This is a genomic window from Paraburkholderia sp. GAS33, assembly GCF_050436645.1.
Classification (GTDB): Bacteria; Pseudomonadota; Gammaproteobacteria; order Burkholderiales; family Burkholderiaceae; genus Paraburkholderia; species Paraburkholderia phenazinium_B.
Genome location: NZ_JBNDMP010000006.1, coordinates 232,431 through 258,317 on the forward strand (window position 1 = coordinate 232,431; position 25,887 = coordinate 258,317).

Below are 25,887 nucleotides of genomic sequence, written 5' to 3' on the forward strand. Positions count from 1 at the left end.
GGCAGAGCGGGAGTCAAACCTGGCGGCGCTTTGCGGGCAACCGTTGGAATCGGCTGCCTTCCGCCAGTTCGGGCTTTCCGTGCATTCCAATATCTTCGGTAGACGTCATCCAGGTCGCTGATTTCAAAGCGCTTTGTGGGTAACGACGTGCTTACTCTTCCGTCTGACGTCCGGATCATGTTTCCCGTCCCGCAACGCCGATAGGCCATTAGCCTCTTATTCGACACGCGCGGGCCAATAACGCGCGAGAACGTGGCCCGTGTGTGAGTGGACCTATTGTGTCGGCTTGACCGGCAACACCTCGACAACGTCGTGTGCGACAGCCCAAGGCGTGTTCGCTACCATCTCCACCGCCTCCGCCAAGGTCGCAGTTTCAACTATTCGGGAGTGCCCGTGACACCAATCAGAACGCCTGTCCCGTTTGCGACAACGGGCTGAATGAAAGCGCCGCGACGCGGCGCCGGCACGTCAGGAGCAATCAGAAGCGAATTTGCACGTTTTTTCGGGCGGGAATAGGCGTAAGTTTCTGCGCCGTGCGCGCATCCCAAGCGGATTCCAGCCGTGCACGCCAATATGAGCGCTCACGGGAATGAGGTTTGCTTGGCAACTGGCTTGCAGAAACCTCAAAGTTCTTACCTCGAGGCAGCCGTCGAGCAGGGCGATTTGTCCCAACCGTCAGGAGTTCCGTCATGACCGAGCAGTCCGCTCCCATCCGTATCGTCGACCCGACCGTTGGGCCGAAGGCCGAGGTCCCGCAGGCGCAAAGCCATACGCGTGCCACCGAGCCGGTGACCATGCCCGTTGAATTGAAGATAAACGGCAAGCAGTACCAACTCGCGCTCGACCCGCGCACCACGCTGCTCGATGCGCTGCGCGAGCACGTGCTACTTACCGGCACGAAGAAAGGCTGCGACCACGGCCAGTGCGGTGCATGCACCGTGCACGTCAATGGGCGACGCGTGAACGCGTGCCTGTGTTTCGCGGCAAATCACGAAGGCGACGAGATTACGACGATCGAAGGCATCGGCAATTCGCAGTCGCTACATGCCATGCAGGCCGCGTTCGTCGAATGCGACGGCTATCAGTGCGGATATTGCACTTCGGGCCAGATCATGTCGGCGGTCGCGTTGCTCGATGAGCCCGTCGGCCCGAGCAACGCCGACGTGCGTGAAGCCATGAGTGGCAACCTGTGCCGCTGCGGCGCCTACCAGAACATCGTCGCCGCGATCCAGATCGTGCGCGGCAAGGCCTGAGGAGCGTGCCATGGAACTCTTTCAACTGTCCCGCGCCTCCAATGTCGAAGATGCCATCCGCGTCGGCGCGACCTCCCATACCGCACAACAGGGCGCCGAAGTGCGCTTCCTCGCGGGCGGCACGACGCTGCTCGACCTGATGAAGCTCAATGTCGAAAAGCCTGGCCGCGTGATCGACATCAGCCGCCTCCCGCTGGGCGCCATCGAAGCGACGGCCGCTGGAGGCGTGGAGATTGGCGCAACCGTGCGCAATGCCGATCTCGCCAATCATCCGCTGATCCGTGGAGCCTATCCGGTGCTCTCCCAAGCGCTGCTTTCGGGTGCCTCCGCCCAGTTGCGCAACATGGCGACGACCGGTGGCAATCTCCTGCAGCGCACGCGCTGCGTCTATTTCCGCGATACGGCCATGCCGTGCAATAAGCGTAACCCCGGTTCGGGTTGCGCCGCGAAGACGGGCTTTAACCGTACACAGGCCATCCTCGGCGTGAGCGATGCTTGCATTGCGTCGAATCCATCGGATATGAACGTAGCGCTGATGGCTCTCGAGGCGTCCGTGCACATCCAGGGTGCGCGCGGCGAACGCAGCGTGCCCATTGACGAGTTTTTTCTGCTGCCGGGCGATACTCCCGAACGCGAGACAGTACTCGAACCCGGTGACCTGATCACACACGTAACGCTGCCGCCGCCAGCGCCAGGCGGCCGTTCCTTGTACCTCAAGCTGCGCGACAGGGCGTCTTACGAGTTCGCGCTCGCCTCCGCCGCGGTAATAGTCACCGTGGTAGACGGGAAGGTAAGCCATGCGCGTGTGGCGCTAGGCGGCGTGGGCACGAAGCCATGGCGCTCACGAGAGGCGGAAGCCGCGCTCACAGGGGCCGCTCCGGGCGCGGAGGCGTTCCAGCGCGCCGCAGCCGATGCCCTCGCTGATGCGCAGCCGCAATCGGAGAACGGCTTCAAGGTCGAGCTTACGCAACGCTGCCTCGTGCACGCGCTGACGCTCGTCACGACGCCGGCCTGATCCCGCCCGTCCTCCAAACAGGAAGCAACCATGTCCGACGTTCTCCATTCCGTACACGAAGTCATCGGCCGCGCGCATTCGCGCATCGACGGTCCCGTGAAGGTAAGCGGCGAAGCCACCTATACCTCCGACATCCATTTCCCCGACATGCTGCATGCCGTGCCGGTCTGCAGCGCGATAGCCGCGGGCAAAATCGTCTCTCTCGATTTCGCCGCCGCCGAAGCGATGCCTGGGGTGCATGCGGTGCTGCATCGCGGCAACATCGGCCAGTTCTATCGCATTTCCGGCAACTCCATGGATACGGGCTTTGTAGACGAAGCGCGGCCGCCTTTTGAGGACGACGTGATCCGCTACTACGGCCAGTACGTGGCGCTCGTTATCGCCGAGACCTTCGAGGCGGCCAGCGCAGCCGCGGCGGCCGTCCATGTAAGTTATGAACCGGCGCCGCACGACGTGAGCACGGCGCTCTCCACCGACGAGGAACTGACGGTGGAAAGCGAGCGCGGGGACGCGGACGCGGCCTTTGCCAGCGCGCTGGTTACCCTCGACGAAACCTACGTGACGCCCGTCGAGACGCACAACCCGATCGAGCTGCACGCAACCGTCGCGCGCCTGGACGGAGACGCGTACACCTTCTATGAGACGTCGCAGGCTGTCTCGAATCATCAAGGGACGCTCATGCAAATGCTAGGCCTTCCGAAGGAAAAAGTGCGCGTAGTGTCGCGCTATCTCGGCTCTGGCTTTGGCGGCAAACTCTGGATGTGGCCACATTCGCTACTGGCCGCAGCTGCGGCACGCCATACGGGCCGCCCCGTGAAGCTCGTTGTCAGCCGCAAGATGATGTTTCAGAACGTCGGTCACCGGCCGCTCACGCAGCAGCGCGTGCGGTTATCGGCGTCCCAGGATGGGAAGCTGAGCTCGCTCGCGCATGAGTACCTGAATCACACAGCAATCGCCGATGTCTACGCCGAAACCTGCGGTGAACTCACTCCCGGCCTCTATAGCGTACCGAACCTGCGGGTTGCATCGACGACAGTGAAGCGCAATGTGGGCTCGCCCACCGCCATGCGCGGGCCCGGCGCAGTGCCAGGATTGTTCGCCATTGAGTCAGCCATGGACGAACTGGCGGTCAAGCTCGGCATCGATCCAGTTGAGCTGCGCATCCGCAACGAGCCGGAGGTGGATGAATCAAGCGGCTTGCCCTTTTCGTCCCGGCACCTCGTCGAATGCCTTCGGACCGGCGCCGAGAAGTTCGGCTGGGCTCAACGCACGCCCGGCGTCGGCTCGATGAAACGCGACGACGGAGTCGTAATTGGCTGGGGCGTGGGCGCGTGCAGCTGGCCCGCCCTGCGCTTTTCGGCGGAGGCGACTGTGGACTTGCGCGACGATGGTACGGCTCGCGTGGTCTCGGGTACGCAAGACATCGGCACGGGCACGTATACCATTCTCGCGCAGCTGGTCGCTGCCCAGACGGGCCTGCCGCTCGACCGGATCGAAGTCGGTCTTGGCGATACGGCATTGCCGCTTGGCCCGATCTCGGGAGGCTCGGCCGCAACGGCGTCACTCGTGCCGGCGGTGTCGGATGCAGCGCGCGCCGCGGTAAAGGTTTTGCTGACGCGCGCCGGAACGCTAAGCGACTCTCCCTTTGCCGGTATGAACCCCGACGAACTGCGCATGAGCGATGGCCGAGTACACCGCAAGCACGAGCCGGCGGAGAAAGGCGTGCCGTACCAGCAGATCCTGTGCGCAGCGAAGATGCGTTCGGCCTCCGGTAGCGGCAGCGCGAAAGGCGGTTTCGACGACCCGCTCAAGAAGAAATATTCGCTCCACTCATATGGTGCGCACTTTGCTGAAGTGACGTGGCAGCCGGAGATCGCGCAACTGCGCGTGTCGCGTGTGGTGACAGTGATCGATGCCGGCCGCATCCTTAACTTGAAGGCGGGGCGCAACCAGATCGAGGGTGCCGTGGTGATGGGCGTAGGCATGGCGCTCTTCGAGCACACGAGCTACGACTCGCAGTCAGGCGCGCCGATCAACAGCAATCTGGCCGACTACATCATCGCGACGAACGCCGACACGCCTGAACTCGACGTCACTTTCCTCCACCACCCCGACACGATCTTCAATGAGCTTGGCGCCCGGGGTATCGCGGAAATCGGGCTCGCCGGGATCGCACCAGCAATCACAAGCGCGGTGTACCACGCAACGGGCGTGCGGGTGCGCAAGCTGCCGGTGATGATCGAGGATCTGCTTGCGGCGAGATGAGAGTGTCGCATCCCGAACGGGCGCCGCGCTGGGACCTCTTGCAGATCGAGGTCGAGGTCGTGCTTCAGCTTCGGCCCCGATTGGTTGTCGCTTGAAGCATTTTTTTAAACGGCTGCGAGTGGGCCGGGCGGGAATTCTGCTGTGGGCTCAGAATTTGTGTACGAGGCCGACCCCGATGCCGCGCGTGTCGGTGCCGGGAGTGATCGCCAGGCCCGAATATGCCGTGCCGGCCAGCGTGTAGGCCGCCTGATTCCTGTTCTGGATAAAGCCGGTGGCGGTGGACACGCAGGACAAGACTAGGCCGGATGCGAAAGTAATCAACCTTTTCATGCGGCATCTCCATTTTTATCCGCATCGAAATATCGATGCTTTTATAAATATCTATTTGTTCGGTATAACTAAATGTTGCGTAGTGAGCCGTTCGAGCGTCCCGATACGCCCGGATACGTCATGGTTTTACAGAGGGACGGTCGCTTTCGATGCGAGCCTTCGGATTGTTGAGGACGGCAACGGGCGGGGCAAGCTAACGGTCTTTAACATCACTTTTGTCCAAAGCGGCGCAAGCTCTCCAAAGGAGGGCATTCCACCAGAGCTGTACGCGGGCTCGGTGAACCTGAATACCTGCGACGCCCTCAGTTACGCAAACCTTGCCCAGAACTACGATGATGCCGCAGCGGCCACGAGGAATGGATTGAATGGAGAGTATCCGGCCTTTGCGCAAGATATCTGCTGGCTAACGCGGTCGCCGTCATTTGTCGCGATGCCCGGGAATTACCGCATCCAGTACCTGCTTCGCTGTCTCGACGATCACGTTGCCCTCGTTCGGGTCGCGCCGGATCAATGTGGACGCAAAAGCCTTGGCCTGCGCCAGCGTGATGTGCGGCGGTAGCGGCGGGATGTTCGGATCGGCTTTCACTTCGAGCACGACTGGACGGTCGGCGGCGAGCGCCTCGTCCCAGGCGGCGCCCATGCGCTCGGCGTCGTCCACGTAAATACCTCGCAGCCCGATCAGTTCAGCGAAGCGGTGGTAGGGTACCGACGGGATATCCTGTGATGCCTCGAACTTCGGGTCGCCCTCCATTGCGCGTTGTTCCCATGTCACCTGATTCAGGTCGCTGTTGTTCAGTACCATGCAGATCCAGCGTGGATTGGCCCACTGTTTCCAGTACTTTGCGACGGTAATCAGTTCTGCCATGTTATTCATCTGCATCGCGCCGTCGCCGACCAGTGCAATCACGGGACGCTCCGGATAGGCGAATTTGGCCGCGATTGCATAGGGCACCGCGGCACCCATCGACGCGAGTCCGCCAGACAGGGAGCACATCATGCCGCGCTGCACTTTGAGGTCACGCGCATACCAGTTCGCGCACGAACCAGAGTCGCTCGTGACGATGGCATTGGAAGGCACGCGCGGGGACAGCTCCCAGACGCTGCGCTGTGGATTGATGCCGTCTTTGCCGGGTTCATGAGCGCGTTTGTCGAGCGTATTCCACCAGTCAGCAGTCCAGCCTTCGATTTTCTTGCGCCACGCGCGGTCCTCTTTCTGTTCGAGCAAGGGCAGCAACGCGCGCAGCGTCTCCGCGCTGTCGCCGACGAGATTGACTTCCATCGGATAGCGCAGGCTCAGCATGTCGGCCTTCGTATCGATCTGCACACCGCGTGCAGCGCCTTCTTTCGGTAAAAACTCCGCATACGGAAACCCTGAGCCGATCATCAGCAGCGTGTCGCACCCGGTCATCAGGTCGTAGCTTGGCCTGGTGCCGAGCAGGCCGATCGACCCGGTGACCCAGGGGAGATCGTCAGGCAAGACCGCTTTACCGAGCAGGGCCTTCGCGACACCCGCGCCGAGTTTTTCTGCGACAGCAATCACTTCGTCCGTCGCGTGCAGTGCGCCGGCACCGACCAGGATGGCCACTTTTTTGCCGGCATTGAGCACGTCCGCTGCCTGTTGCAGGTCATCCGGGTAGGGCGTGACCCGCGGTGCGCGGTAACCAATACCCGAATGCAGTGTGCCGTGTTTGCGGCCCGGCGCTTCGTAGGGCAGGTCCTGCAGGTCGTTTGGAAGCACGATCGCCGTGACTTTGCGCTCGGAGAGTGCGGTTCGCACCGCGCGGTCGACGAGATGGCGTACCTGCGAAGGCACGCTCGCCTGTTCGACGAAGGCGCCGGCGACGTCCTTGAACATCGAGACCAGATCGAGCTCCTGCTGATAGTGGCCGCCCATTGCTGCCCGCGCTTGCTGGCCGGCGATGGCCAGCACAGGCATGTGATCCATGCGGGCGTCGTACAGACCCGTGACCAGGTGCGACGCACCCGGTCCCGAGGTGGCGATGCACACACCCAGTTCGCCGGTGAACTTCGCATGGGCCGATGCCATGAAAGCCGCCATTTCCTCATGGCGCACCTGCACGAACTCGATTTTTCCTTTCGCCCGGTTGAGGGCGCCAAATACGCCGTTGATGCCGTCTCCCGGGTAGCCGTAGATACGCCTTACGCCCCAGGCATGCAGTCGTTCGACGATGAAGTCACCAACGGTCTGGCTCATTGCGATCTCCCAATAAACAGATGACGACGACGGCTCGGCCACCGGCGCATGCCTGGGTGGCAGGAACCTGATTTTGGAAAGCCTAGAGGATGGGCGCGCCGCCCGTCACTGCGATGGTCGCGCCGGAGATGTAGCTCGCTTCGTCGGAGGCCAGCATGACGTACGCGGGTGCCAGCTCGGCAGGCTGGCCGGGCCGCTTCATCGGTACCTGCGCGCCAAATTTTTCGACCTTATCCGGTGGCATCGTTGCCGGAATCAACGGTGTCCAGATCGGTCCCGGCGCGACGCAGTTCTCACGGATGCCTTTCCCGGCAAGCAGTTGCGCAAGTCCCCCCGTGAAGTTCTGGATCGCACCTTTCGTCGTCGCGTAGACGAGCAAGGCCGGATTCGGATGATCGGCGTTAATCGACGCCGTGTTGACGATCGACGCGCCCGGTTTCATATGCCGTACCGCAGCCCGTGTGATCCTGAACATGGCGCCGATATTGGTATCGACAGTACGATGCCACTCTTCGTCGGTGATCTCGTCAAGCGAGGCATGCGTCATCTGGTATGCGGCGTTGTTGACCAGTACGTCGAGCTTGCCGAAGGCATCGACCGCTTGCTGCACGATGGCGTTGCAATGGTGAGCTTCCGTCACATCGCCACGTGACAATATGGCCCGCTGGCCAGCTTTTTCGATCCAGCGCGCGGTTTCGTGGGCATCGTCGTCTTCGTCGAGATAGGCGATCAGCACATCGGCACCTTCGCGCGCGAAGGCAATCGCCACGGCACGGCCAATGCCGCTGTCGCCGCCGGTCACGATCGCCGCCTTGCCGGCGAGCCGTCCTGAGCCTTTGTACGATTCCTCACCGTGATCCGGTGCGGGATTCATCGGAGCGGTATGGCCTGGCACGTCGCTTTGCTGCTGTGCCGGAAAGGGAGGGGCGGGACGATTGGCGTGGGACATGACATTCTCCGTCGAATTCAACATCGCGAGCCACGTGAAGTCACGTGCTGCGTCCTCAATCGGTCGCAGCAAGAGGCGATCCCGATAGTGCATGCAACCAGTACGATTCGATGCGATCGTCGAGGAGAGAATTTTGCGGCAACCGCGGCGGAGTCCCGTGTTGCGCTAAAGATGACCGTCACACCGCATAGATAGTGAAGCGATCAACCAGTGGGGACCGCTATGTCGCGTATGAAAATTCTGCGACCGGATTGAAAAGAGTGCATTACGCCCGATATTCCGGTACTCGTGACCGGTCAGAATTCGCAATCGGCCAAGGCGACGGCGAGCCTGGTTGCAGCACTCCTTGATAACTGAATCTCTCTCCAAGCGAGCTGAATGTGTCCTCTTTGAATGGCATCAGAACTCACGACTTCGACCTCTATCTGGAGTCCGTTCGCGGCGCTGACGCGCAGGCGCCTTCCCAGGAACGCGAAGGGGCGCATGCGGTTCTCCAGAATATTCTGCTAAAGCGAACGGTCGCGCTCGGCAAGAGTGTTCACCATCTCTGCCATGTTCTCGGTTCCCCAAGTGCATAGCGGGACGATTTTATCGGCCAGACTACGACCGAGCGGAGTTAACGCGTAGTCCACGCGTGGCGGCACCTCCTTATAGTCGGTCCGCGCCAGCACACGATCGGCCTCCAGTTCCTTCAATTGCTGGATCAGCACCTTGGCGCTGACACCGTGGACATTGCGTTTGAGTTCGCCGTAGCGCTTCGGGCCGTCGAGCAGGAAGTAAAGGATCAACGGTTTCCACTTGCCCGCGATGATGCTGAGGGTGGCGGCGAGCCCGTAGGAGTACCGGCCACCGCATTTTTCAGAGCAGTCATTCATTTGACAGTTACCAAAAGGTGCATACTTGTACTGAGGTTATCAGAACTGCATACTGGTCTCAAGTAAGCAGTTCGCTGCTTCCCAATCACGCCAAGGAAGGATGCACATGATGACCAGACTGAATGGAAAGACCGCTGTGATCACCGGTGGGGCTACCGGCATCGGCCGGGCCGCAGCAAAACGCTTCATCGAGGAAGGTGCCTTCGTTTTCATCTTCGGCCGCCGGCAGGGGGCGCTCGACGCCGCTGTCGCCGAACTTGGGCCCAATGTCCGCGCGGTGAAAGGCTCGGTCTCCGATGAGGCCGACCTCGACCGACTCTACGCGGCGGTGCAAGCCGAGCGCGGAACACTCGACATCGTCTTTGCCAATGCCGGGGCGGGAAGCATGCTTCCGCTTGGCAAGATCACCGCCGAGCACATTGACGAAACCTTCGACACCAATGTGAAGGGTACGATCTTCACAATCCAGAGGGCGCTGCCGCTGATGAGCGAGGGCGGTTCGATCATCCTGACCGGATCGAGCGCGGGCACCACGGGCGCGCCAGGAATGAGCGCGTATAGCGCGAGCAAGGCGGCCGTGCGCAACCTCGCGCGGACCTGGGCGCAAGATCTCAAGGGCACTGGCATCCGGGTAAATGTGCTGTCGCCAGGCGCGACGGCCACGGAACTCGCGAAGGAGGCGCTGGGCGAGGAAGGACAGAAGGCCTATGCCTCGATGACGCCACTTCAACGCATGGCCGATCCGGCGGAGATCGGAGCGGTGGCGGCCTTTCTCGCGTCGCAGGACAGCAGCTTCATGACCGCTAGCGAGGTCGCCGTCGACGGTGGTCTGGCGCAACTGTGACACCAGGCATATACGTATAGCAACTCGATGCGCCGTGAGCTATCCATCGCGGTCAAGGCGACATGCATTGATGTAGTCCACTGTGAGCGTCGAGTTCCTCCCTGGATGCTCTCTGGGCTTCTGCGGGCATCGTCGATTCAGTGCAGGGTCGCCTCGGCAATGCCGGCCAGCGCGCAGACCACAACGACGGCGAGCGGTGGAATCTTCCAGCGCGTCAGCAGGAAAAAGCCGATGGCCGCGACGGCAAAGTCGAGTTCCGAGCGAATCGCACTGGTCCAGATCGGCGAGTACAGCGCGGTGGCCAGGAGTCCAACGACCGCAGCATTCACTCCTGCAAGAACTGCCGCCATCGATTGGCGAGCGCGCAGCGCTCGCCAATAAGGTAGCGCTGCAAGCACAAGTAGAAGGCCTGGCAGAAATATTCCCACTGTAGCGAACAACGCGCCGGTCCAGTGATTCGGCGCTTTGATCATCATCCATCCAAGAAATGCCGCGAATGTAAACAAGGGGCCCGGGACCGCCTGCGCGGCGCCGTAGCCTGCCAGAAAATCGTTCGAAGTGACCCAGCCGGTTGCGACAGTTTGCTGTTGCAGAAGCGGCAGCACGACGTGACCGCCGCCAAACACCAGGGCACCGGAACGATAGAATGCCTCGAAGACCTTGAATGCCTGACCCGCGCGAAGTCCATCAAGGACAGGAAGCCCGAACAGCAAGACACAGAACAGGATCAGCGCGGCGGCGCCCACCGTGCGGGAAACAGGGAATTCGTGTGTGTGTCGTGGTACATGGCAGCCGTCTGACGATGCCGTCGTGTGGCACAACGCAGATCCGAGCACAGCACCGAGGCCGATAACGATGAGCTGTGCATAAGCGGTCGTCAGAATGCTGAGCACCGCTATAGCGATGAGCGCGATGGCCGCTCTGCGGTGATCGGGACAAAGGCGACGCGCCATGTCCCAAACTGCCTGAGCGACGACGGCGACAGCGACAAGCTTCAGACCGTGTATCAAGCCGCTACCGACCGGGCCACCCAGGTTCGGGGCGATGGCAGCGAAGCAGAGTAACAGCAGGACCGAGGGTAGCGTGAAGCCACACCAGGCAGCGAGTCCTCCGAGCCACCCTGCTCGCAGAAGGCCGATCGAAAATCCCACCTGGCTACTGGACGGTCCTGGAAGGAACTGACAAAGTCCGACCAGATCTGTGAACGTTTCGTCATCAAGCCAGCGAAGCCGCTCGACGAATTCGCGGCGAAAATATCCCAGATGAGCAATCGGACCGCCGAAGCACGTCAGTCCAAGCTTGAGGAAGACCGCGAGAACTTCCACGACGGCACCTCCTCGACTCGAGTGCGGTGATGCGATATCAGTTTTCATACGTGGGTGTGAAGTGCCACCGCGCCGTCATCTTGGCTCGTTGAGATTGCGATTGGCATCGGCGCCGGGAAATGAAACATGGACTGCGAGCCCCCGGCCGCCGATGCCAGTATCAAAGTCCAACCTTGCTCCAAAGTACTCCGCAATGCGGGCGACGATTGACAGGCCGAGTCCGCTGCCGTTCGCACCATTGCCAGTCACGCGAAAGAAGCGATCGGTCAGACGCGTGATGTCCTCCGTATCCACGCCGGGGCCGTTATCTCCGACTGTCAGCACGACCGCATCGGCGTCGCGCCTGATAGAGACCTCGACTCGGCCGCCCTCATCGCAATACTTGATCGCATTGTCAATCAGGTTGTCGAGCACAATGTCCATCAAAACCGGCTCTGCCATGACCATGTAGTTAGCGTCGCCGACCAGAGCGACGGTCATGCCTTTTCGTCGAGCGTCTGGCTCGTTGGTGGCAATGGCATCCTTGACGAGCGCAGCAAGTGCAACAGGTTGCGCAGGTACCTTGCGATGTTCGTCGAGCCGGGCCAGCAGAAGCAACTGTTCGGCAAGATGGGCGCTGCGATCCACGCCCTGTACGACCCGCTGCATGGCAAGTTGTTGCTGGGCGGCGTCCTGTGCCGCGAGCGCAACTTGTGCCTGAACCTTGATCGCGGCCAGCGGTGTCTTCAGCTCGTGCGCGGCGTCAGCGGTGAATGCTCGTTCGCGGTTGATTGAAAGTCCTAGTCGTGACAACAGTTGATTGATTGCATCGACAAGTGGACGGACTTCGACCGGCGTCGGCCCGATCCTGATCGGCTCGAGTTTGCTGGCATCTCTTGTCCGGATCGCCTTCGAGAGCGCCTCAAGAGGCGCCAGACTGTGACCAATACTGATCCAGACCAGCAATGCGAGAACTGGCAACGCCAGAGCGATCGGCTTCGCAATACGAAGTGCTACCCCGGTGGTCAGGTCACTGCGCTGATTGGTTGACTCTAGCACTCGTACCGTACGACCTGACACACCATCGTGAAGCATATAGGTATGCCACGGCTGGCCGCCAAGTGTTACCCTTCGCGCGCTTGCTGTGGCGTCGGCTGGTACCTCGAACGCATCCAGGGACTCGAGCTGCGCGCTGCTGGCCAGGACGCGTCCCTGCGCATCGCGCACCTGGAAGAGCGCTTCGCGCGGCGACTTGTCGCCATCGTTGCCGTTTGTGTGGCCGGGACCGCGGCCGTATTCGGTACGCGCGTCGATACGCGTCCTGGACAGGACCGAGAGGTCGTTCTGATCGAGCAGAACGATGAACTGCGCGAGTTGAACAAGGCGCGCGTCGTCCCATTCTCCCACCTCGCGCGTCGCCTCACGGTAACTCCAGCCGAGGGCGATAGCCCACACCAGGATAATGCTCGCGAGCACTAGCAGCGCGAGTCGACCGCGTATCGATCCTGGCATCATGCCTGCTCCATCACGTACCCGATACCCCGGACGGTTTTGATCAAATCCGCCCCAAGCTTTTTACGCAAGTTGGATATATGTACTTCAATCGTGTTGCTTTCGACTTCTTCGTGCCATCCGTACAAGCTTTCTTCAAGACGAGATTTGGATTGCGGCACGCCCTGGTGCGTCAGCAACTGATGCAGCACGGCCCATTCGCGAGCAGTCAGCGGAATGCGGACATCGTCGCGCAACACGGTCTTGGCGGCCGGATCGACAGTCAGAGCGCGATATCGGAGGACTTCGACGCCGCGCCCCTGCGAGCGCCTTAAAAGCGCACGACAGCGTGCAATGAGTTCCGTCAGGTCAAAAGGCTTGCCGAGGTAGTCGTCCGCACCCGCCTCGAGGCCGCCCACCTTGTCGGCAACCGTCCCTTTTGCGGTGAGCACAAGCACTGGCACATTCTTCCCACAGCCCCGCAACCATCCCAGGAGTTCGAGGCCCGACATTCGGGGCAGTCCGAGATCGAGCACGACCAGCGCATAGTCGGTGGTTTCGAGAGCCAGTTGCGCGTTGCGACCGTCCTGCGTCCAGTCGACCGCAAAATTTGCGTGACGAAGTCCTGCTTCGACACCACTACCAATCAGATCGTCATCTTCGACAAGAAGTATTCGCATACAAGTGCGCCCAGAGAAGCATTCGACAAAACTGTCATCGACGCGGCAACGCGCCTGGCCATATTTGCCAGTGTAACCACGTTGGGGCAATGAAAGCGCATGATGCCGACCTGCTTAAGATTTCCTTCAGGTTCGGCCATTAGTATCAGCTAACCGCGCATGGATGCACAGTTGTCACCTGGAACCAGCCGAGGTCCATCGGTTGATCGATCGCTACAAGGAAAATGAAAGTGCCTTCGATATCTACGTTCATCCGCATCGGCGAGTTGCGCCATGACATCATCCACGATCGACATGCTACGAGCCTGTCTCCTGACAGCGTTAACTGCTGCCACCGCGATAGAGGCCGCGGCACTTCTGGCTATCGGCCCGTTCCGTGTTTCCGAAGACGTGCTTACATCGATGACCTTTCGCGCAGCAACGGAGGTGGCGATTGCGTGCATGCCGCTGGTCACAAGACGACTTGCGCGCCCGCGATTGCTTCGGTTCTGTCCGGATGCCTGTGGTTCTTCATCTCCGGTTCAATCGCAAAGCTTTCGAGTCGGCCGGGTGTTAGCGGTAGCATCTTCGAAACTGATGTTCGCGGGTTCCGTTGAATCCACGGGCGAGCAATGAACGCAATCAAACCAGGCGACCACTCCATGGCGGATTTTCGACGATCGGCTGAAGCACGTTATGACGGCGTAGCGCGTCTCCTTCACTGGTCAATCGTAGTGTTGATCACCATTCAGTTCGTGATTGGCTGGACGATGCCTGATGTTCATCACGATACAAAGCCGGTTGGACTGATCGCGTGGCATCTCGGCGTCGGTGCGACGCTGGTTGCCGCTATGGCGCTAAGAATCATCTGGCGACTCACGCATCGGCCTCCGCCCGACGCATTGTCGCCAATATTGAGTGCCGCTTCCCGGATCACCCATCTGCTTCTCTACGCCGCGCTGATTATCGTGCCGGTGTTGGGATGGATCAACGCATCTTCACGTGGCTGGACCGTAAATTTTTTAGGCGTCGTGCCATTCCCCGGCTTGACCCCGACAGGTTCCGCATTCGGACACGCGATGGGGGACGTCCATGGAGTCCTGGCGTGGGTGCTGTTTGCACTGATCGCGGTACATGTTGCTGCGGCGTTGTTTCACCGCTTTGTGCTTCGCGATCAGGTCATGCATCGGATGTTGCCGTAATGTTAGCAATTCCGGCGCAATCGGAAAAATGCCTTGGCCAATAGGGCTCAGCGTTTGGCCCGATGCAGCCGATACATCGTACAGGCCCGAATACATAACTCCGAATCCGGCCGCCGCGATCGCGACTCGTGAATTTCGGTCAACCATCCCCTGTGGGTCGTTCTGAGTCGATCGCCGCCGGGCTCATTGCGGCCACAAACCGTCCAAGCCAGCGAGGGAGAGAACGATGGGGATGGCGGGCGGCGTCCAGTCCGGCAGGAGTTAATGAACCTCGCCGCTCGCCAGTTCGTGATCGAAAAGCCACATCGGTGAATATGAATAGCGTCCGTGTCGAATCGGTGTGTCAAGCAAAGAAAGCGATCGCCTGGCCGTTCAACTTTGGCTTATCGACAATCGGACCCAGGCAGCGCCCGTCGGCGAAGTCGAACGCAATGACGGTGTCCTGAGCGACGCAAAACAAATATCCCTCGGAGTCGAAGCGCAGACCCCGAGGACGATGAAAGTTCGTCTTCCGATCCACCCGGAACACGCGGACAAGGCTACCGGTTGAACTGTCGTACTCGCGGACGGTACATACCGCGTCCGGTTTTCCGAAGGGAAACTCGCTGGACACAAGCACGTTTCCGTTCGGCCCGATCGTGAGATCCAGTGGACTCACTGCGTCGTCCGTAATGAAGCGGGAAGCATGCAGTTCACCGTCCTGATCAAACACGACGATGTTGTTTTCACCCTCACCGTCCGGACCGATGCCGGACGCAAGGAAAAGCTTGCCATCCGTGCCGAAGGCGAATCCGCGAGGGTACGGAACCACACCGGCGGGCAGTACGGATTGCGCGGCGCCGTCGAGATAGGGGGGGAACGCGGCAATTGTCCGCGCGCTACGCAGTCCAACGTAATAGCGGCCATCGGGTCCTAGGTGGCCACCTCCGGCATTCAGTCCTGGAACGGCACCTGTGTCGCGTACCACCGTCCCTTTGGTGTCGAGTGTAAGGATGCGGTCGTTTCCGCTATTGACATAAAGATGCTGCCGATCCGGACTGACGCTCATGCCGCGAGGATCGACGATGCGAGGGTCGTCGCTGAACGAACCAATGAAAGTACCGTCGAGTCGGAACGACAGGAGCGCCCCGTATCCATCGCCGTTCGAACCAGAAGCGCTGGTAACCAGAATGCTCATATCGAGTCCTGCGAGACAGGTGGGAAACTCTCGCCCTGCCGTGCCGTAGTGGCCAATGCAACGACTGGCGCTACGTTGGCGCAGGTCGCTGCGTCGTTCAGGGCGTGCTTATGTGACGGGAGTCAAGCACCGGAATCCGCTCTTCCGGGTCTGGATGGCGGGGTGCAGAATTACGCCGCCTGCGTTTCAGCATGGAACGGGTAGTCGGTGTAACCGCGTGCGTTTCCGCCATAAAAAGTACTCCGGTCGTACCGGTTGAGCGGCAGATTCAACCGCAGGCGCTCGGGCAGATCGGGATTGGCGATGAATTGGCGGCCAAACGCGACGATGTCTGCGTGGCCCGCTTCGATGATCGCGTCCGCAGTCTCTTTCGTGAAGCCGCCTGCAGCGATTAGCGTGCCGGTGAACTTCGGGCGCAGATGGCGCGCCGCGACCGGATCGTGAACTTCGCCGATCGTTTCCGTGCCCTTGATACGTGGCTCGACCACGTGGAGATAGCCGATGCCGCGCTTGTCCAACTGCTCCGTCACGTAACCGAAGGTGGTTTCTGGGTCGCTGTCATGCATCGAACCATAGGTGCCACTTGGTGCAATGCGCACGCCAACCCGATCCGCTCCCCACACCGAAATCAGTGCGTCCGTCACTTCGAGGAGGAAACGGGCGCGATTTTCAATCGGTCCGCCGTACTCGTCGGTGCGTGTATTCGAACCGTCCTGGAGAAACTGGTCCGGCAGGTAGCCGTTTGCGCCGTGCAGTTCCACACCGTCGAAGCCCGCGCGCAGTGCCCGCTCGGCACCCCTGCGGAAGTCCTCGACAATGGCGGGGATTTCGTTCAATTCAAGCGCGCGGGGCATCGCGAATTCGACTTCGCCGTTCACCGAATACGCATGGCCTTCGGCTTTCAGCGCGGACGGAGCAACGGGCGACGCGCCACCTGGCTGAAGATCGGGGTGAGACTGACGGCCTACGTGCCACAACTGGAGGAAGATGCGCGCGCCTTTGGCGTGCACGGCATCCGTGATGCGGCGCCACCCTGCAATCTGATCGTCGGAGTAGATTCCCGGGGCCATTGCGTAGCCGTAGCCTTGAACCGAAACGGGGGTTGCCTCCGTGACGATGAGACCACCTTCGGTTGCGCGCTGCGTGTAGTACTCAACCATCAGATCGCCTGGCACATCGCCGGGCTCCGAACGCATGCGTGTCAATGGCGCCATCGCGACGCGATGGGAAAGCGTGTAAGGACCTACTTTGACGGCTGAAAACAACTTGCTCATGAAGTTACTCCTTGCGGATCAGTTAGCACCGGCTTGCGGCACGAGTGCGGTAACACGTTCGATGGCTCTTGCAACTGCGGCAGCGAGCCACAATGGCGATTTGCTGTCGGTCAGACCTCTCCTGGTAGCGGTTCGCCAGACAGCGGTTTTGCCCAGTGGGTGCATGGTCAGTGCAAAGGTGCGCGCTTTCGTCGCCTGGACCGAGGAGATATTCGGCCCTCAGATTGAGGCCTTGCCGATCGAGGCGCCGCCGTCGACAAACAACGTTTGACCCGTAATGAAAGCAGCATCGTCGGACAGCAAAAAAGTGATGGCTGCGGCAATCTCGTCTGGCTTGCCGAAGCGTTTCATTGGGACGGCAGCAAGATACCGCTGCTCTCCTTCGCTTCCTGGCGCGTTGTTGGCTCTAAACAGTTCGGTTTCCGTGGGGCCGGGTGCGACGGAATTGACCGTGATGCCGGTGGTCGCCAGCTCAAGCGCCCAGGAGCGCGCAAAACTAACCAGGGCGGACTTGGCGGCCGCATAAGCCGTACGTTCCACGATGCCAAGGACAGTGAGGCTCGTTATGTTGACGATTCGGCCCCAGCCTTGGGCGCTCATATGGGGCAGCAGAGCTTGCGCCGCCTGTATAGCTGGATGCAGATTGAGCGACATGACGGAGTCAAGCGTGTGCAGATCGATGGCGCCCAGCCTCTGCGGTTTGACGAGGCCAACGTTATTGACCAGGCCGTCGAACTTGTATTTCGCCACAAGACTATCGAGCACATCCTGCGTTTTCACGCGGTCGGAGAGGTCGACAGACACGAGTGTTCCTGGGAAGGCAGGGTCGTCTGCCTGACGCGCCAGTCCCACTACCCGGTGCCCGTCTGCGTTCAGCCGCGCTGCGACGGCTCTGCCGATGCCTTTGCTGGCACCGGTTACAAGAAAAGTGCGTGATTTCATCTTGCCTCGATGTTGATGTAACGGTTTGCCTGTTCAATCGTTCCCGGCGGCTTACGGCCGGGAACGAAGCAGGACCGATTCAGGATACCGAATCAAGCTTCTTGCGGAGAACCGGCAACATATCCTGAGGCTCCGGACGGCGCGTATAGTCCGGGTTGACTTCGGAGTACACGATCGTTCCGTCTTGCCCGACCACGTAGCGCGCCGGCATTGGCAACGTCCAACTATCGTCGCCGTTGAACGCCGGTAGATCGTTCTTGAGATTCTTGTACAGATCCACGAGATAGTCGGGCAAAGCAAAGCGGATGCCGAATGCGGCTGCCACATCGTTGTGCGTGTCGCTCAGGATCGGGAAGCTCAGCTTGTTGGTACGGATGGACTTGCGGCTGTTCACGGCATTCTGCGGCGAGATCGCGATCAGGCTGGCGCCTTCGGCCTTGAATGATGGTAGCGCTTCTTCAAGGGCCGTCAGTTCAAGATTGCAATATGGGCACCATACGCCACGGTAGAAACTGATCACGATCGGTCCCTGCTTCAGCAGTTCGACAGACGACACGGGTTTGCCATCCGGATCATTGAGGGTAAATTCCGGCGCGACGTCGCCTGCTTTCAGAGCGCGTGCAGCCTGACCGGACGCCGCGAGTTCGGCTGTCGCACGTTCCATGATCGGATGGATTTCCGGCGGTGCAAAGTACGGGGCCTTTCCGCCTTTGAAATCGGTCTTGAATGCGTCGAGCCTGGCTTGAAGTGACATGACAATTCCTTTCCTGATGAGGTTTAACGCACATTGCGTGGTAGGAATGGTCAGTCAATGCAAACCCGCGGAGAAGACAGCATGCATGCATAACTGTCATTCCTGCTGGGCATGGGGGATGACCAAAAGAACAGAGCGGCGGCGTGGGCAAGTGGCCGCGCGGCGCTCGTCAACGCGCGTGACCTGGGCGACGTCCGGTCTGCGGGTATCAGCAGACATTGGACCTTGAGATGCTATCGGCCGCTCGGGTCGAGGTGAGCCAATCACGATTGGGCCCAGTGCGGCCAGGAAGGGACATTCGACAGAGAGACGTAGATCGTCGACAATCCGACGACACCGGCAGGCACACAGGGGAAAAAATGCCGCTACGTTCGGAAGAAATCCACATTGAATCAGAGCGGCTTTCGATTCGGCCGTTCTCGGCTGACGATGCTGATGCCAGCTTTCGCTGCATTACGCCTTCACTAACTCGTTTCATGTCGTGGGAGCCACCCGCCAACAGAGACGACTTCGATCGCATCTGGCTGAGTTGGTTGCCGACAATAGCCGAGGGGACGGACTTTGTGTTTGCAATCCGTCAACGGGATGATGGGAATTTCCTTGGATTGGCCGGACTCCATCGTGTTCGGAACGCGAGCGCGGAATTGGGCATTTGGATTCGGGAAGACTTTCACAAGCAACGCTTTGGTCGTGAAGCTGTAGGTCTTGTTGCGAGGTGGGCAAGCTTGGCGCTTGGCGTCGAGAGCTTCACTTACCCGGTAGCCGAACAAAACTATTCGAGCCGCCGCATCGCCGAATCTCTTGGCGGTGTCATCGTGGAGCGGCGCGGGACACCGAAATACACGTCCGTGATCTACCAAATACCTAACCAATCAGCGCTCGACCAGGAGCGAAAGATGTAGTGTTGCGGCGAGCTTCGGCCAACAACGGCCGGTCGACAGCGCCCACCGATCGGTAACAATTTAGGCATGTAGATTCCTACGAGCCATGCGCGTATCCAAGGCAACCCACTACGCTAAAGAGCGCAATTGCCGTCAGGAACAAACCCAGCAAGAGGTGCGCGAGGAGAAACTGGATGGGCGATTCGGACTTGTATACTACGCCGCCGCGAGTATGTGCCTTCTCTTCTGTCTGGTAAGCAGATTTTGTCGCGAGTATTCCTGCGACTGATGCGAGGAAGGTTCCAAACCAGCCAAAGTGAATGGAGCTGGATACGTACGCATAGCAAATCCCCCACGAGAGTATGGCGAGCACGAGAAGAAGCCAAACCGTTTTTTTCATGGGAATTGATAGTGTATGTCGGGTGCTACGCGGCAAGTTTTCACCGGCCCATTCGGACGCGACTTATGCTTCTTGCGTGAGACGCGCGGCCAGGGCGATCGCGCCCGTTAGGCGGAAGCACGCCATTCGCGGAATCGCTCAAATATTCGAAATCCAACGTAGTCGAGTTTTCGCTTGTATAGCCAGCGATAATAGCAGTCCCAATAACTCACCATCCGATCGTGTGTCCGTTTCAAGAACGTCGCGTTTTCCCGGAAGAACACCCCGTAGACGCACTGATCCATTGACGACAAGTTCGCTTCGATCACGGCGAGAATTTCGACGACGTACTCACCGCAGAGGTGCACGACGAACGGCGCAACCCAAGGTTCGGACGAAGTAATCAGCCGCTCGATATGGCGTTGGCGTACGTGTCCGTCGTGGTGCCTAGTCAGCACACACGCATAGATCGCCGCCTGAACCTCGTTCAGCCGAGGGAATAGCATGTCGTCGCAATCATGGTGAATTCGATACGGAATATTGAGTGATTCGCCTCGAACAACGACTGACGATCCGGGATGAGTCGCCGTGTTGGGTCGAATCAAATCCGCGACGACGGTCACTTCGGAGCGAAGCTCTGCAGGAAAGGCCGCCGCCAATGGGCTGGTTTGAACAGCGCTGCCCGCAGCTTGCGTGTTTGTCATACGGTGTCGCCGTCAGCCCAAATACGTCGATTGTGTCATACGTGGACCGGCGGTCGATGATCCACGCGAATGTCCGCATTGGGTTTCCGCGACCGTCTCTTCAGGGTCTTGCTTTGTCGATCGGCACCGAAGGGGGGCGGGCCGCCGATATGGGTTTGCATGAAGCAGTGCGCGGCCAATTTGAGAGATTCGACATCCGCGCATCGATAGCTAACAATGGAGCATCGCTTAGGGCTTAGCGTATGCATCTCAATCCAGATAACTACATGCAGACCGATGCCGGTCGAATTTTCACGGCCGAACGTAACGCCGCAGCTTGGGCGCGGCTGTATGCGGATTTGTCCACGGAACTCAAGGAGCGCCCGCGACGTGTCGTGATGGTCGTTGGGGTCCAAGGGGCAGGGAAATCCACCTGGACCAGGAAATGGACGTCGGAGCCCGGCGATGCCATCTATGTTGATTCGACGTTCGCAACCGTGACTCGCCGCTCACGGGTCATTGAGATTGCGAAAACAGCTGGAGTTGAGGTTTCCGCGGTGTGGGTGAAGGTTTCATTAGAGACCGCGCTGCACCGGAACAGGGGACGTCCTGCCGATGAAGTCGTTCCTGATGACGCTGTGGAAAACGTGTTCAGAATCTTCGAGCCGCCAACGCTTCGCGAAGGATTTCAAGAAGTGATTGTCGTGGGCGAGGACGTGGGTGCGGCCTCACCCGTTGACGCCTCCAAGCGATCCTGAGGTGGTGGTCATGGGCTCAGTGCGGCCAAAAGGCGAAGCCCGACGTATGCACCTCAAAGCAACCGCTCACGCCCGCAGCGGTTAACTTTATTCCACGGTCCGACAGATATTAGAATCTCGGCTTCCTCATCGAGCTTGTTCGGAGGGGAATCTCGTGAGGAACGAATCATATGGGTAGTCGCGAACGGTTCGCGCTCAGCGCTAGCGTTTTTGCTTACGTCGAATTCGATAACGCGGTGTTAATGCTACGTCGCTCGAATACCGGGTGGCACGACGGCGATTTCAGCCTTCCGGCAGGTGCGCTGGACGGCAAAGAGCGACTGGAAGTGGCGGCCGCTCGGGAACTCGCGGAGGAGACCGGCCTTACTGTTTCACCGGAATCGTTCCAACTTGTCCACACCATTCACGTTCGCAATCCTGACGGGGCTGAATGGCTCGGTTTCTTCTTCGCGACATGCAAGCCAGAAGGCGAACCCGTACTGATCGAGACCGATAAACATGATTTACTGGCATGGAAAGATAAATCGAATCTGCCAATCAATACGATCCCTTATGTCCGCCAAGCCATAAGCTGCATTCGAGATGGAGTCACCTACTCAAGCTACGGCTGGCCGTGAAGGTTGGTTGACGGCCACTTTGGGTGACGTCACGGGTCCGCGACCCCCGAGCGTCCGCTTTGTGTCGAGCTGAAGGTCTGTAGTGGGTCGCGTGCTGTCGATCGCGGCCGTGTGAGATTCAGCCAGTCCATGCCGCGCGCATAAGACAGTGATCGGCCAGGAACGGACCTTCGACACGGAGACTTAGATCGCCGACAATCGATGGTCGAACCTGCGCGAATACATACGTCGAAACCACGGAGCTCGTCTTGCCGATCCCATTGAATAAAATCGTTCAGACTGCGGCCAAAGATGTATTGCAACGGTTGGTTGGACATATAACACCCGAGTCCACGGAGACTTCGATCGCGACCGCAGCGGCGGCTATGCTTGCTGAACGCGGTTATCCAGACACGTGGTACTACAACTGTCCGGCGTTTGTTTTACTGGGTTCTCGCAGTAAGGCTGCATTGTCGGGGCGGATGTACCAGCCAAGTACGGAACCTGTCGGCTTGAGAAACCTTGTGACGGTAGATCTTAGTCCGCGAAGTGGAGATATCTGGGGCGACTGTGCGCGGTCGTTCTACATCGAAGAAGGCGTTGCACGCATAGAGCCGACCACTCCGGAGTTCGTGTCCGGATATGAGGCGGAAAGCCGTCTGCATCAGAAGATGCGTGCGTTCGTTCGCCCCGATACTTCTTTCCACGATCTGTATGAGTTCGCCAATTCGCAGATCAGTGAGGAAGGATTTGAAAACCTCGACCTTCGAGGTAACGTTGGCCACAGCATCTGCCAACATAGAGACGATCGGCAGTATATCGAGGCTGGGAATCATTGCCATCTCGGCGAGGTAGCATGCTTCACCTTTGAACCTCACATAAGCCAGCACGGTGGCCGCTGGGGTTTCAAGCACGAAAACATCTACTACTTCGATAATTCGGGCGCTGTGATAGAACTCTAAAATGCTCGCGGGCGAATCGGCCGTCGATATATTCCTGATGGCGTTCCGAGCATCGCGGTCGGTTGAATGAGGAGCGTGTCGGACCATGGTCGTCCCGGTTCGGACGGCCGGGACAGCTGTGTAGATCGTCGACCATCTGTTGAGGCATTGCTTTTATGAACGTCGCGGATGCGATGTTCCCCCAGTGATAGACGCTTAGTCGCGAAACCACTTGACCAGTTCTGAGGAAAAGGCTTCCCTGACGGGCGGAGCGAGGCGCGCGTATGCCTCAGGCGCTTTTAGCCATGAGACCAATTCCAGGTCATCCCCCGGCCGCGCGACGTTCGAAGTCGCGTGGCAACGAAAGTAGTTCAGAGTTACGGTCGTATCGGCGAGGCGCTGCAGATACTCGCCCAACTTCTGCACAATACGGACCGCGAGGCCGGTCTCCTCATATATCTCGCGCACAAGGGCCTGTTCAAGAGACTCGCCTTCCTCGACTCGACCACCGGGCAATACCCAAAGGCCGCCGAGACCTGCAGGATGATCGCGATCTACTTTCTTGCCAACAAGGATGTAGTCACCGTGGGTGATCAAACCCAACACGACACTCACGTATTTCATGCCACTCCCGTTAAAGATGATGACGCATGGCGATGGTCAGCAAATCAGTCGTCGCGAGCCAATGTTACTAGGCCCCAGCGGCTGACACACCGCTTTGGAAAAAATAAGCAATCTGCGTGAATCGCTTTCCGTTGGCTGTCCACGGGAACGGTGGGGCAAAAGTATGCCAACCGCATCTGAAGGCGCGCGGGCCAAGAACGGGCAGCCAGTGCGGCGATGTGAATTGGCGAAAATTCTGATTCGAAGTACCCTTGCGGATTGTCTCTATATCGTCCTGATCCCCTGATATGCTGCCGTCTGTCGAGGAACTCCTCGCGCTTGATGCGCTGACCTTACGCGAACACACGGAGCGGGCTGGTGACGCCTTCGACGTAGAAGAGCACCGAGTACAGTTGCGAAAGTCCCTGGAGGTCAACGAGGTGTGCTCAGTGCGACGGGAAGGCAAACTCGTTGCCTACGCGACGCTTAGACCGGAATCAGGGGCCTGCTGGTTCGTTGGCGCATTTGGTACACATCCTTTGCATCGAACGTACGCCGTTATAACTGAGTTGCTTGCGAAGATGGCGACGCTGGCGAGTGAACGAGGGATCGGTGAGCTTAAAAGTCATGTCTACAAGACCAACCGATTGTCTATCGCTTTCCATCGCAAGCTCGGATTTCAAGTGACGCGTGAGAACGACAAAGCGTTCGAGTTTTTGATTGGAATACGTGAATTGACCACGAAGCCAGCAGTTCGACGCGCAGCTGTCAGAGTGACATCGTGTCCCAGGTAAGTCGTACTAGCCGCATGCTTAACCTTAACGGGAGGCGTGTTGCAGCACCCGAGTGGCGGCTTTTGGGAGAGGCATCTGACCGTTCAGGGTTATGCCTTTCCCATATCTGCTGCGATAAGCGTTCGATTGAGGTCTGCGTCGGACCGGGCACGGCCAGTTCGAGACGTTGGACACTTCTCGCTAGATCGCTGAAAATCGACGAGCGAACTCCACATCACACAAGCCCAGTCCTTGACGCCGGGCCACCCTTTGCTATTGCTTCACGGGATGGGCGGAACACTGCTAACGTGGGCAACAGTTATTCCCCATCTCTCAAAGTCCCATGAAGTCATTTGCATGGATCTTCGAAATCATGGGCACTCTGGCTCAGGGTCTTGGAATTGGGACGCAGTACTGGATGATGTAGAGGCAGTGCTGACACACTTTGATGCAAAGGACGCGATTATCGTCGGGCACTCACTAGGCGGTACCATCGCCACTCTTTATGCAAGAGCGCATCCCGACATACAAGGTATTGTCATCCACTTCACGATCGCCCGGATCGCGATGCGAGAAGCAGCTGCTGGTGCCCGTCTCCAGCGTTGCGACGACCATCATGTCATCATCAGACAGCTCGTCGAATCAGGCGGTAGCCTTCAGGGCGGCCGGGTAACGATCGCCGTGAATCTCGACGTTCGCGAGCGCCTGGTCGATGTGCTGAAGCTCGGTCCCGGTCAGTTCCACTTCAGCCGACCCAAGGTTTTCCTCCAGGCGATGCAACTTCGTCGTGCCGGGAATCGGTACGATCCAGGGCTTCTGGGCGAGCAGCCATGCGAGTGCAACCTGAGCTAGCGTCGCACCTTTGCTCCTGGCTATGGCCCCGAGCGCGTCAACAAGTGGCTGATTTGCCTGAAGTGCCTCGGGCGTGAAGCGCGGTACCTTGCTTCGAAAGTCGTCGCTGCCAAAGACCGCGTTTTGGGCGATTGCGCCCGTGAGAAAACCCTTGCCGAGGGGGCTGAACGGCACGAAGCCGATGCCGAGTTCCTCCAGCGTAGGCAGGATCCTTTCCTCGGGCTCGCGCCACCACATTGAATACTCACTCTGAAGCGCCGCCAGGGGCTGCACAGCATGCGCGCGCCGGATGGTCTGCTCTCCAGCCTCTGAGAGGCCGAAGTGCTTTACCTTGCCTGCCTGGATGAGTTCCTTCACCGTGCCGGCGACGTCCTCGATAGGCACCTCTGGGTCCACGCGGTGCTGGTAAAGCAGGTCGATGACGTCGGTTTTGAGACGCTTGAGCATCCCTTCGACCGCCGACCGGATATGGTCCGGCCGGCTGCTCAAAACTTGCTGTTTTCCGTCATCGCCGAAGGTGAAGCCGAACTTGGTCGCGATGACTACGTGATCGCGGACGGGCGCCAGTGCTTCGCCAACGACCTCTTCGTTGAGATACGGCCCATAGACCTCGGCGGTATCGAAAAAGGTCACGCCCCGATCGAAGGCGGCCCGGATTAACTCCACAGCCTTTGATCGACTGATGGCCGGGCCGAAACCGAAGCTCAACCCCATGCACCCAAGGCCAAGCGCTGAAACCTCAAGTCCAGAACGGCCGAGTTGCCGCTTATCCATGATGCGCTCCTTGCAGTTGACGACGTGGGCAAGTGGCCCGATGTCCTCAACTTTAGAAGTCTCGGTTTCAAGTGACTAGTAGAATAAATCTTGTATCA

24 protein-coding genes and 1 pseudogene are annotated in these 25,887 nt (G+C 59.4%); 11 read left to right on the forward strand and 14 right to left on the reverse strand.

Annotation, left to right across the window (positions count from 1 at the left end; translation table 11 throughout):
- The first annotated feature begins 689 nt into the window (after positions 1-689).
- Genes P3T24_RS20500 through P3T24_RS20510 form a run of 3 tightly spaced genes read left to right on the forward strand, consistent with a single transcriptional unit; the run spans position 690 to position 4,533 of the window.
- The gene (locus P3T24_RS20500) at positions 690-1,253 is read left to right on the forward strand and encodes a (2Fe-2S)-binding protein (protein WP_429437222.1); all 564 of its coding nucleotides are present in this window, start codon (positions 690-692) and stop codon (positions 1,251-1,253) included.
- A 10-nt stretch (positions 1,254-1,263) separates the two neighbouring features.
- Entirely contained in the window at positions 1,264-2,268 is a 1,005-nt protein-coding gene (locus P3T24_RS20505) for an FAD binding domain-containing protein (protein WP_429437225.1), read from the forward strand.
- Positions 2,269-2,298: 30 nt separating this feature from the next.
- Positions 2,299-4,533, forward strand: a complete 2,235-nt coding sequence (locus P3T24_RS20510; RefSeq protein WP_429437227.1) for a xanthine dehydrogenase family protein molybdopterin-binding subunit — start codon at positions 2,299-2,301, stop codon at positions 4,531-4,533.
- Between the two features lie 147 nt (positions 4,534-4,680).
- Here the strand turns inward: P3T24_RS20510 and P3T24_RS20515 are convergent, their stop codons facing one another.
- The 4 genes from P3T24_RS20515 to P3T24_RS20530 form a co-directional block, all read right to left on the reverse strand.
- Positions 4,681-4,863: a hypothetical protein gene (locus P3T24_RS20515; RefSeq protein WP_429437230.1), complete on the reverse strand. Its 183-nt coding sequence runs from the start codon at positions 4,861-4,863 to the stop codon at positions 4,681-4,683.
- Positions 4,864-5,281: 418 nt separating this feature from the next.
- Positions 5,282-7,078 carry a thiamine pyrophosphate-requiring protein gene (locus tag P3T24_RS20520; protein WP_429437233.1) on the reverse strand — a complete coding sequence of 599 codons (1,797 nt, stop codon included), beginning with the start codon at positions 7,076-7,078 and terminating at the stop codon, positions 5,282-5,284.
- A gap of 82 nt (positions 7,079-7,160) precedes the next feature.
- A complete protein-coding gene (locus P3T24_RS20525; RefSeq protein ID WP_429437236.1) occupies positions 7,161-8,027 on the reverse strand; it encodes a glucose 1-dehydrogenase in 867 nt (288 codons plus the stop codon).
- A gap of 506 nt (positions 8,028-8,533) precedes the next feature.
- Complete coding sequence (locus P3T24_RS20530; RefSeq protein WP_074267772.1) at positions 8,534-8,902, reverse strand: winged helix-turn-helix transcriptional regulator; 369 nt, start codon at positions 8,900-8,902, stop codon at positions 8,534-8,536.
- A 109-nt stretch (positions 8,903-9,011) separates the two neighbouring features.
- On the opposite strand from P3T24_RS20530, the gene P3T24_RS20535 reads away from it, so the two are divergent.
- Positions 9,012-9,746 (forward strand): SDR family NAD(P)-dependent oxidoreductase, encoded by a 735-nt coding sequence (locus P3T24_RS20535; RefSeq protein ID WP_429437568.1) that lies wholly within the window; start codon positions 9,012-9,014, stop codon positions 9,744-9,746.
- Between the two features lie 137 nt (positions 9,747-9,883).
- On the opposite strand, the gene chrA is transcribed toward P3T24_RS20535, so the two are convergent.
- From chrA to P3T24_RS20550, 3 genes are read right to left on the reverse strand one after another with little or no spacing between them, the layout of a single operon-like run.
- Positions 9,884-11,119, reverse strand: coding sequence for a chromate efflux transporter (chrA, locus tag P3T24_RS20540; protein ID WP_429437239.1), 1,236 nt, complete (start codon positions 11,117-11,119; stop codon positions 9,884-9,886).
- Between the two features lie 27 nt (positions 11,120-11,146).
- Positions 11,147-12,565: an ATP-binding protein gene (locus tag P3T24_RS20545; protein WP_429437240.1), complete on the reverse strand. Its 1,419-nt coding sequence runs from the start codon at positions 12,563-12,565 to the stop codon at positions 11,147-11,149.
- Positions 12,562-13,221: a response regulator transcription factor gene (locus P3T24_RS20550; RefSeq protein WP_074267775.1), complete on the reverse strand. Its 660-nt coding sequence runs from the start codon at positions 13,219-13,221 to the stop codon at positions 12,562-12,564. The genes P3T24_RS20545 and P3T24_RS20550 overlap by 4 nt, the downstream gene beginning before the upstream one ends.
- Positions 13,222-13,862: 641 nt before the next feature.
- On the opposite strand from P3T24_RS20550, the gene P3T24_RS20555 reads away from it, so the two are divergent.
- Entirely contained in the window at positions 13,863-14,402 is a 540-nt protein-coding gene (locus P3T24_RS20555; RefSeq protein ID WP_429408985.1) for a cytochrome b, read from the forward strand.
- A 343-nt stretch (positions 14,403-14,745) separates the two neighbouring features.
- Here P3T24_RS20555 and P3T24_RS20560 read toward each other — a convergent pair whose 3' ends face one another.
- The 4 genes from P3T24_RS20560 to P3T24_RS20575 form a co-directional block, all read right to left on the reverse strand.
- Complete coding sequence (locus P3T24_RS20560) at positions 14,746-15,579, reverse strand: hypothetical protein (protein WP_429437243.1); 834 nt, start codon at positions 15,577-15,579, stop codon at positions 14,746-14,748.
- A 170-nt stretch (positions 15,580-15,749) separates the two neighbouring features.
- A complete protein-coding gene (locus P3T24_RS20565) occupies positions 15,750-16,853 on the reverse strand; it encodes an alkene reductase (protein ID WP_429437245.1) in 1,104 nt (367 codons plus the stop codon).
- Between the two features lie 219 nt (positions 16,854-17,072).
- Positions 17,073-17,795 (reverse strand): SDR family oxidoreductase, encoded by a 723-nt coding sequence (locus tag P3T24_RS20570; RefSeq protein WP_429437248.1) that lies wholly within the window; start codon positions 17,793-17,795, stop codon positions 17,073-17,075.
- A gap of 79 nt (positions 17,796-17,874) precedes the next feature.
- Positions 17,875-18,549, reverse strand: coding sequence for a peroxiredoxin-like family protein (locus P3T24_RS20575; protein WP_429408979.1), 675 nt, complete (start codon positions 18,547-18,549; stop codon positions 17,875-17,877).
- Between the two features lie 359 nt (positions 18,550-18,908).
- On the opposite strand from P3T24_RS20575, the gene P3T24_RS20580 reads away from it, so the two are divergent.
- Entirely contained in the window at positions 18,909-19,451 is a 543-nt protein-coding gene (locus tag P3T24_RS20580) for a GNAT family N-acetyltransferase (protein WP_429437250.1), read from the forward strand.
- Between the two features lie 486 nt (positions 19,452-19,937).
- Here P3T24_RS20580 and P3T24_RS20585 read toward each other — a convergent pair whose 3' ends face one another.
- Positions 19,938-20,513, reverse strand: a complete 576-nt coding sequence (locus tag P3T24_RS20585; RefSeq protein ID WP_429437253.1) for a hypothetical protein — start codon at positions 20,511-20,513, stop codon at positions 19,938-19,940.
- A gap of 242 nt (positions 20,514-20,755) precedes the next feature.
- Here P3T24_RS20585 and P3T24_RS20590 point away from each other — a divergent pair, with 242 nt between their 5' ends.
- From P3T24_RS20590 to P3T24_RS20600, 3 genes are all read left to right on the forward strand, one after another.
- A complete protein-coding gene (locus tag P3T24_RS20590) occupies positions 20,756-21,250 on the forward strand; it encodes an AAA family ATPase (RefSeq protein ID WP_429437255.1) in 495 nt (164 codons plus the stop codon).
- A gap of 170 nt (positions 21,251-21,420) precedes the next feature.
- Complete coding sequence (locus P3T24_RS20595; RefSeq protein ID WP_429437258.1) at positions 21,421-21,867, forward strand: NUDIX hydrolase; 447 nt, start codon at positions 21,421-21,423, stop codon at positions 21,865-21,867.
- A 248-nt stretch (positions 21,868-22,115) separates the two neighbouring features.
- Positions 22,116-22,808: a M24 family metallopeptidase gene (locus P3T24_RS20600; protein WP_429437261.1), complete on the forward strand. Its 693-nt coding sequence runs from the start codon at positions 22,116-22,118 to the stop codon at positions 22,806-22,808.
- Between the two features lie 195 nt (positions 22,809-23,003).
- Here P3T24_RS20600 and P3T24_RS20605 read toward each other — a convergent pair whose 3' ends face one another.
- Positions 23,004-23,411 carry an NUDIX domain-containing protein gene (locus tag P3T24_RS20605; RefSeq protein ID WP_429437263.1) on the reverse strand — a complete coding sequence of 136 codons (408 nt, stop codon included), beginning with the start codon at positions 23,409-23,411 and terminating at the stop codon, positions 23,004-23,006.
- Between the two features lie 287 nt (positions 23,412-23,698).
- Here P3T24_RS20605 and P3T24_RS20610 point away from each other — a divergent pair, with 287 nt between their 5' ends.
- On the forward strand, positions 23,699-24,184 hold the full coding sequence (locus P3T24_RS20610; protein ID WP_429437265.1) for a GNAT family N-acetyltransferase: 486 nt from the start codon (positions 23,699-23,701) through the stop codon (positions 24,182-24,184).
- 267 nt (positions 24,185-24,451) lie between these two features.
- Positions 24,452-24,667 (forward strand): annotated as a pseudogene (locus P3T24_RS20615) (alpha/beta fold hydrolase); the annotation flags it as partial.
- A gap of 138 nt (positions 24,668-24,805) precedes the next feature.
- Here P3T24_RS20615 and P3T24_RS20620 read toward each other — a convergent pair.
- The gene (locus tag P3T24_RS20620) at positions 24,806-25,789 is read right to left on the reverse strand and encodes an aldo/keto reductase (protein WP_429437267.1); all 984 of its coding nucleotides are present in this window, start codon (positions 25,787-25,789) and stop codon (positions 24,806-24,808) included.
- Positions 25,790-25,887: the final 98 nt, after the last annotated feature.

Coding starts and splice junctions, on each gene's coding strand:
- P3T24_RS20510 (WP_429437227.1), top strand. CDS start 2,299: ATGTCCGACGTTCTCCATTCCGTACACGAAGTCATCGGCCGCGCGCAT.
- P3T24_RS20565 (WP_429437245.1), bottom strand. CDS start 16,853: ATGAGCAAGTTGTTTTCAGCCGTCAAAGTAGGTCCTTACACGCTTTCC.
- P3T24_RS20575 (WP_429408979.1), bottom strand. CDS start 18,549: ATGTCACTTCAAGCCAGGCTCGACGCATTCAAGACCGATTTCAAAGGC.
- P3T24_RS20595 (WP_429437258.1), top strand. CDS start 21,421: ATGGGTAGTCGCGAACGGTTCGCGCTCAGCGCTAGCGTTTTTGCTTAC.
- P3T24_RS20585 (WP_429437253.1), bottom strand. CDS start 20,513: ATGACAAACACGCAAGCTGCGGGCAGCGCTGTTCAAACCAGCCCATTG.
- P3T24_RS20550 (WP_074267775.1), bottom strand. CDS start 13,221: ATGCGAATACTTCTTGTCGAAGATGACGATCTGATTGGTAGTGGTGTC.
- P3T24_RS20525 (WP_429437236.1), bottom strand. CDS start 8,027: ATGTCCCACGCCAATCGTCCCGCCCCTCCCTTTCCGGCACAGCAGCAA.
- P3T24_RS20560 (WP_429437243.1), bottom strand. CDS start 15,579: ATGAGCATTCTGGTTACCAGCGCTTCTGGTTCGAACGGCGATGGATAC.
- P3T24_RS20520 (WP_429437233.1), bottom strand. CDS start 7,078: ATGAGCCAGACCGTTGGTGACTTCATCGTCGAACGACTGCATGCCTGG.
- P3T24_RS20620 (WP_429437267.1), bottom strand. CDS start 25,789: ATGGATAAGCGGCAACTCGGCCGTTCTGGACTTGAGGTTTCAGCGCTT.
- P3T24_RS20515 (WP_429437230.1), bottom strand. CDS start 4,863: ATGAAAAGGTTGATTACTTTCGCATCCGGCCTAGTCTTGTCCTGCGTG.
- P3T24_RS20530 (WP_074267772.1), bottom strand. CDS start 8,902: ATGAATGACTGCTCTGAAAAATGCGGTGGCCGGTACTCCTACGGGCTC.
- P3T24_RS20580 (WP_429437250.1), top strand. CDS start 18,909: ATGCCGCTACGTTCGGAAGAAATCCACATTGAATCAGAGCGGCTTTCG.
- P3T24_RS20555 (WP_429408985.1), top strand. CDS start 13,863: ATGGCGGATTTTCGACGATCGGCTGAAGCACGTTATGACGGCGTAGCG.
- P3T24_RS20570 (WP_429437248.1), bottom strand. CDS start 17,795: ATGAAATCACGCACTTTTCTTGTAACCGGTGCCAGCAAAGGCATCGGC.
- P3T24_RS20535 (WP_429437568.1), top strand. CDS start 9,012: ATGACCAGACTGAATGGAAAGACCGCTGTGATCACCGGTGGGGCTACC.
- P3T24_RS20605 (WP_429437263.1), bottom strand. CDS start 23,411: ATGAAATACGTGAGTGTCGTGTTGGGTTTGATCACCCACGGTGACTAC.
- P3T24_RS20505 (WP_429437225.1), top strand. CDS start 1,264: ATGGAACTCTTTCAACTGTCCCGCGCCTCCAATGTCGAAGATGCCATC.
- P3T24_RS20610 (WP_429437265.1), top strand. CDS start 23,699: ATGCTGCCGTCTGTCGAGGAACTCCTCGCGCTTGATGCGCTGACCTTA.
- P3T24_RS20590 (WP_429437255.1), top strand. CDS start 20,756: ATGCATCTCAATCCAGATAACTACATGCAGACCGATGCCGGTCGAATT.
- P3T24_RS20500 (WP_429437222.1), top strand. CDS start 690: ATGACCGAGCAGTCCGCTCCCATCCGTATCGTCGACCCGACCGTTGGG.
- chrA (WP_429437239.1), bottom strand. CDS start 11,119: ATGAAAACTGATATCGCATCACCGCACTCGAGTCGAGGAGGTGCCGTC.
- P3T24_RS20545 (WP_429437240.1), bottom strand. CDS start 12,565: ATGATGCCAGGATCGATACGCGGTCGACTCGCGCTGCTAGTGCTCGCG.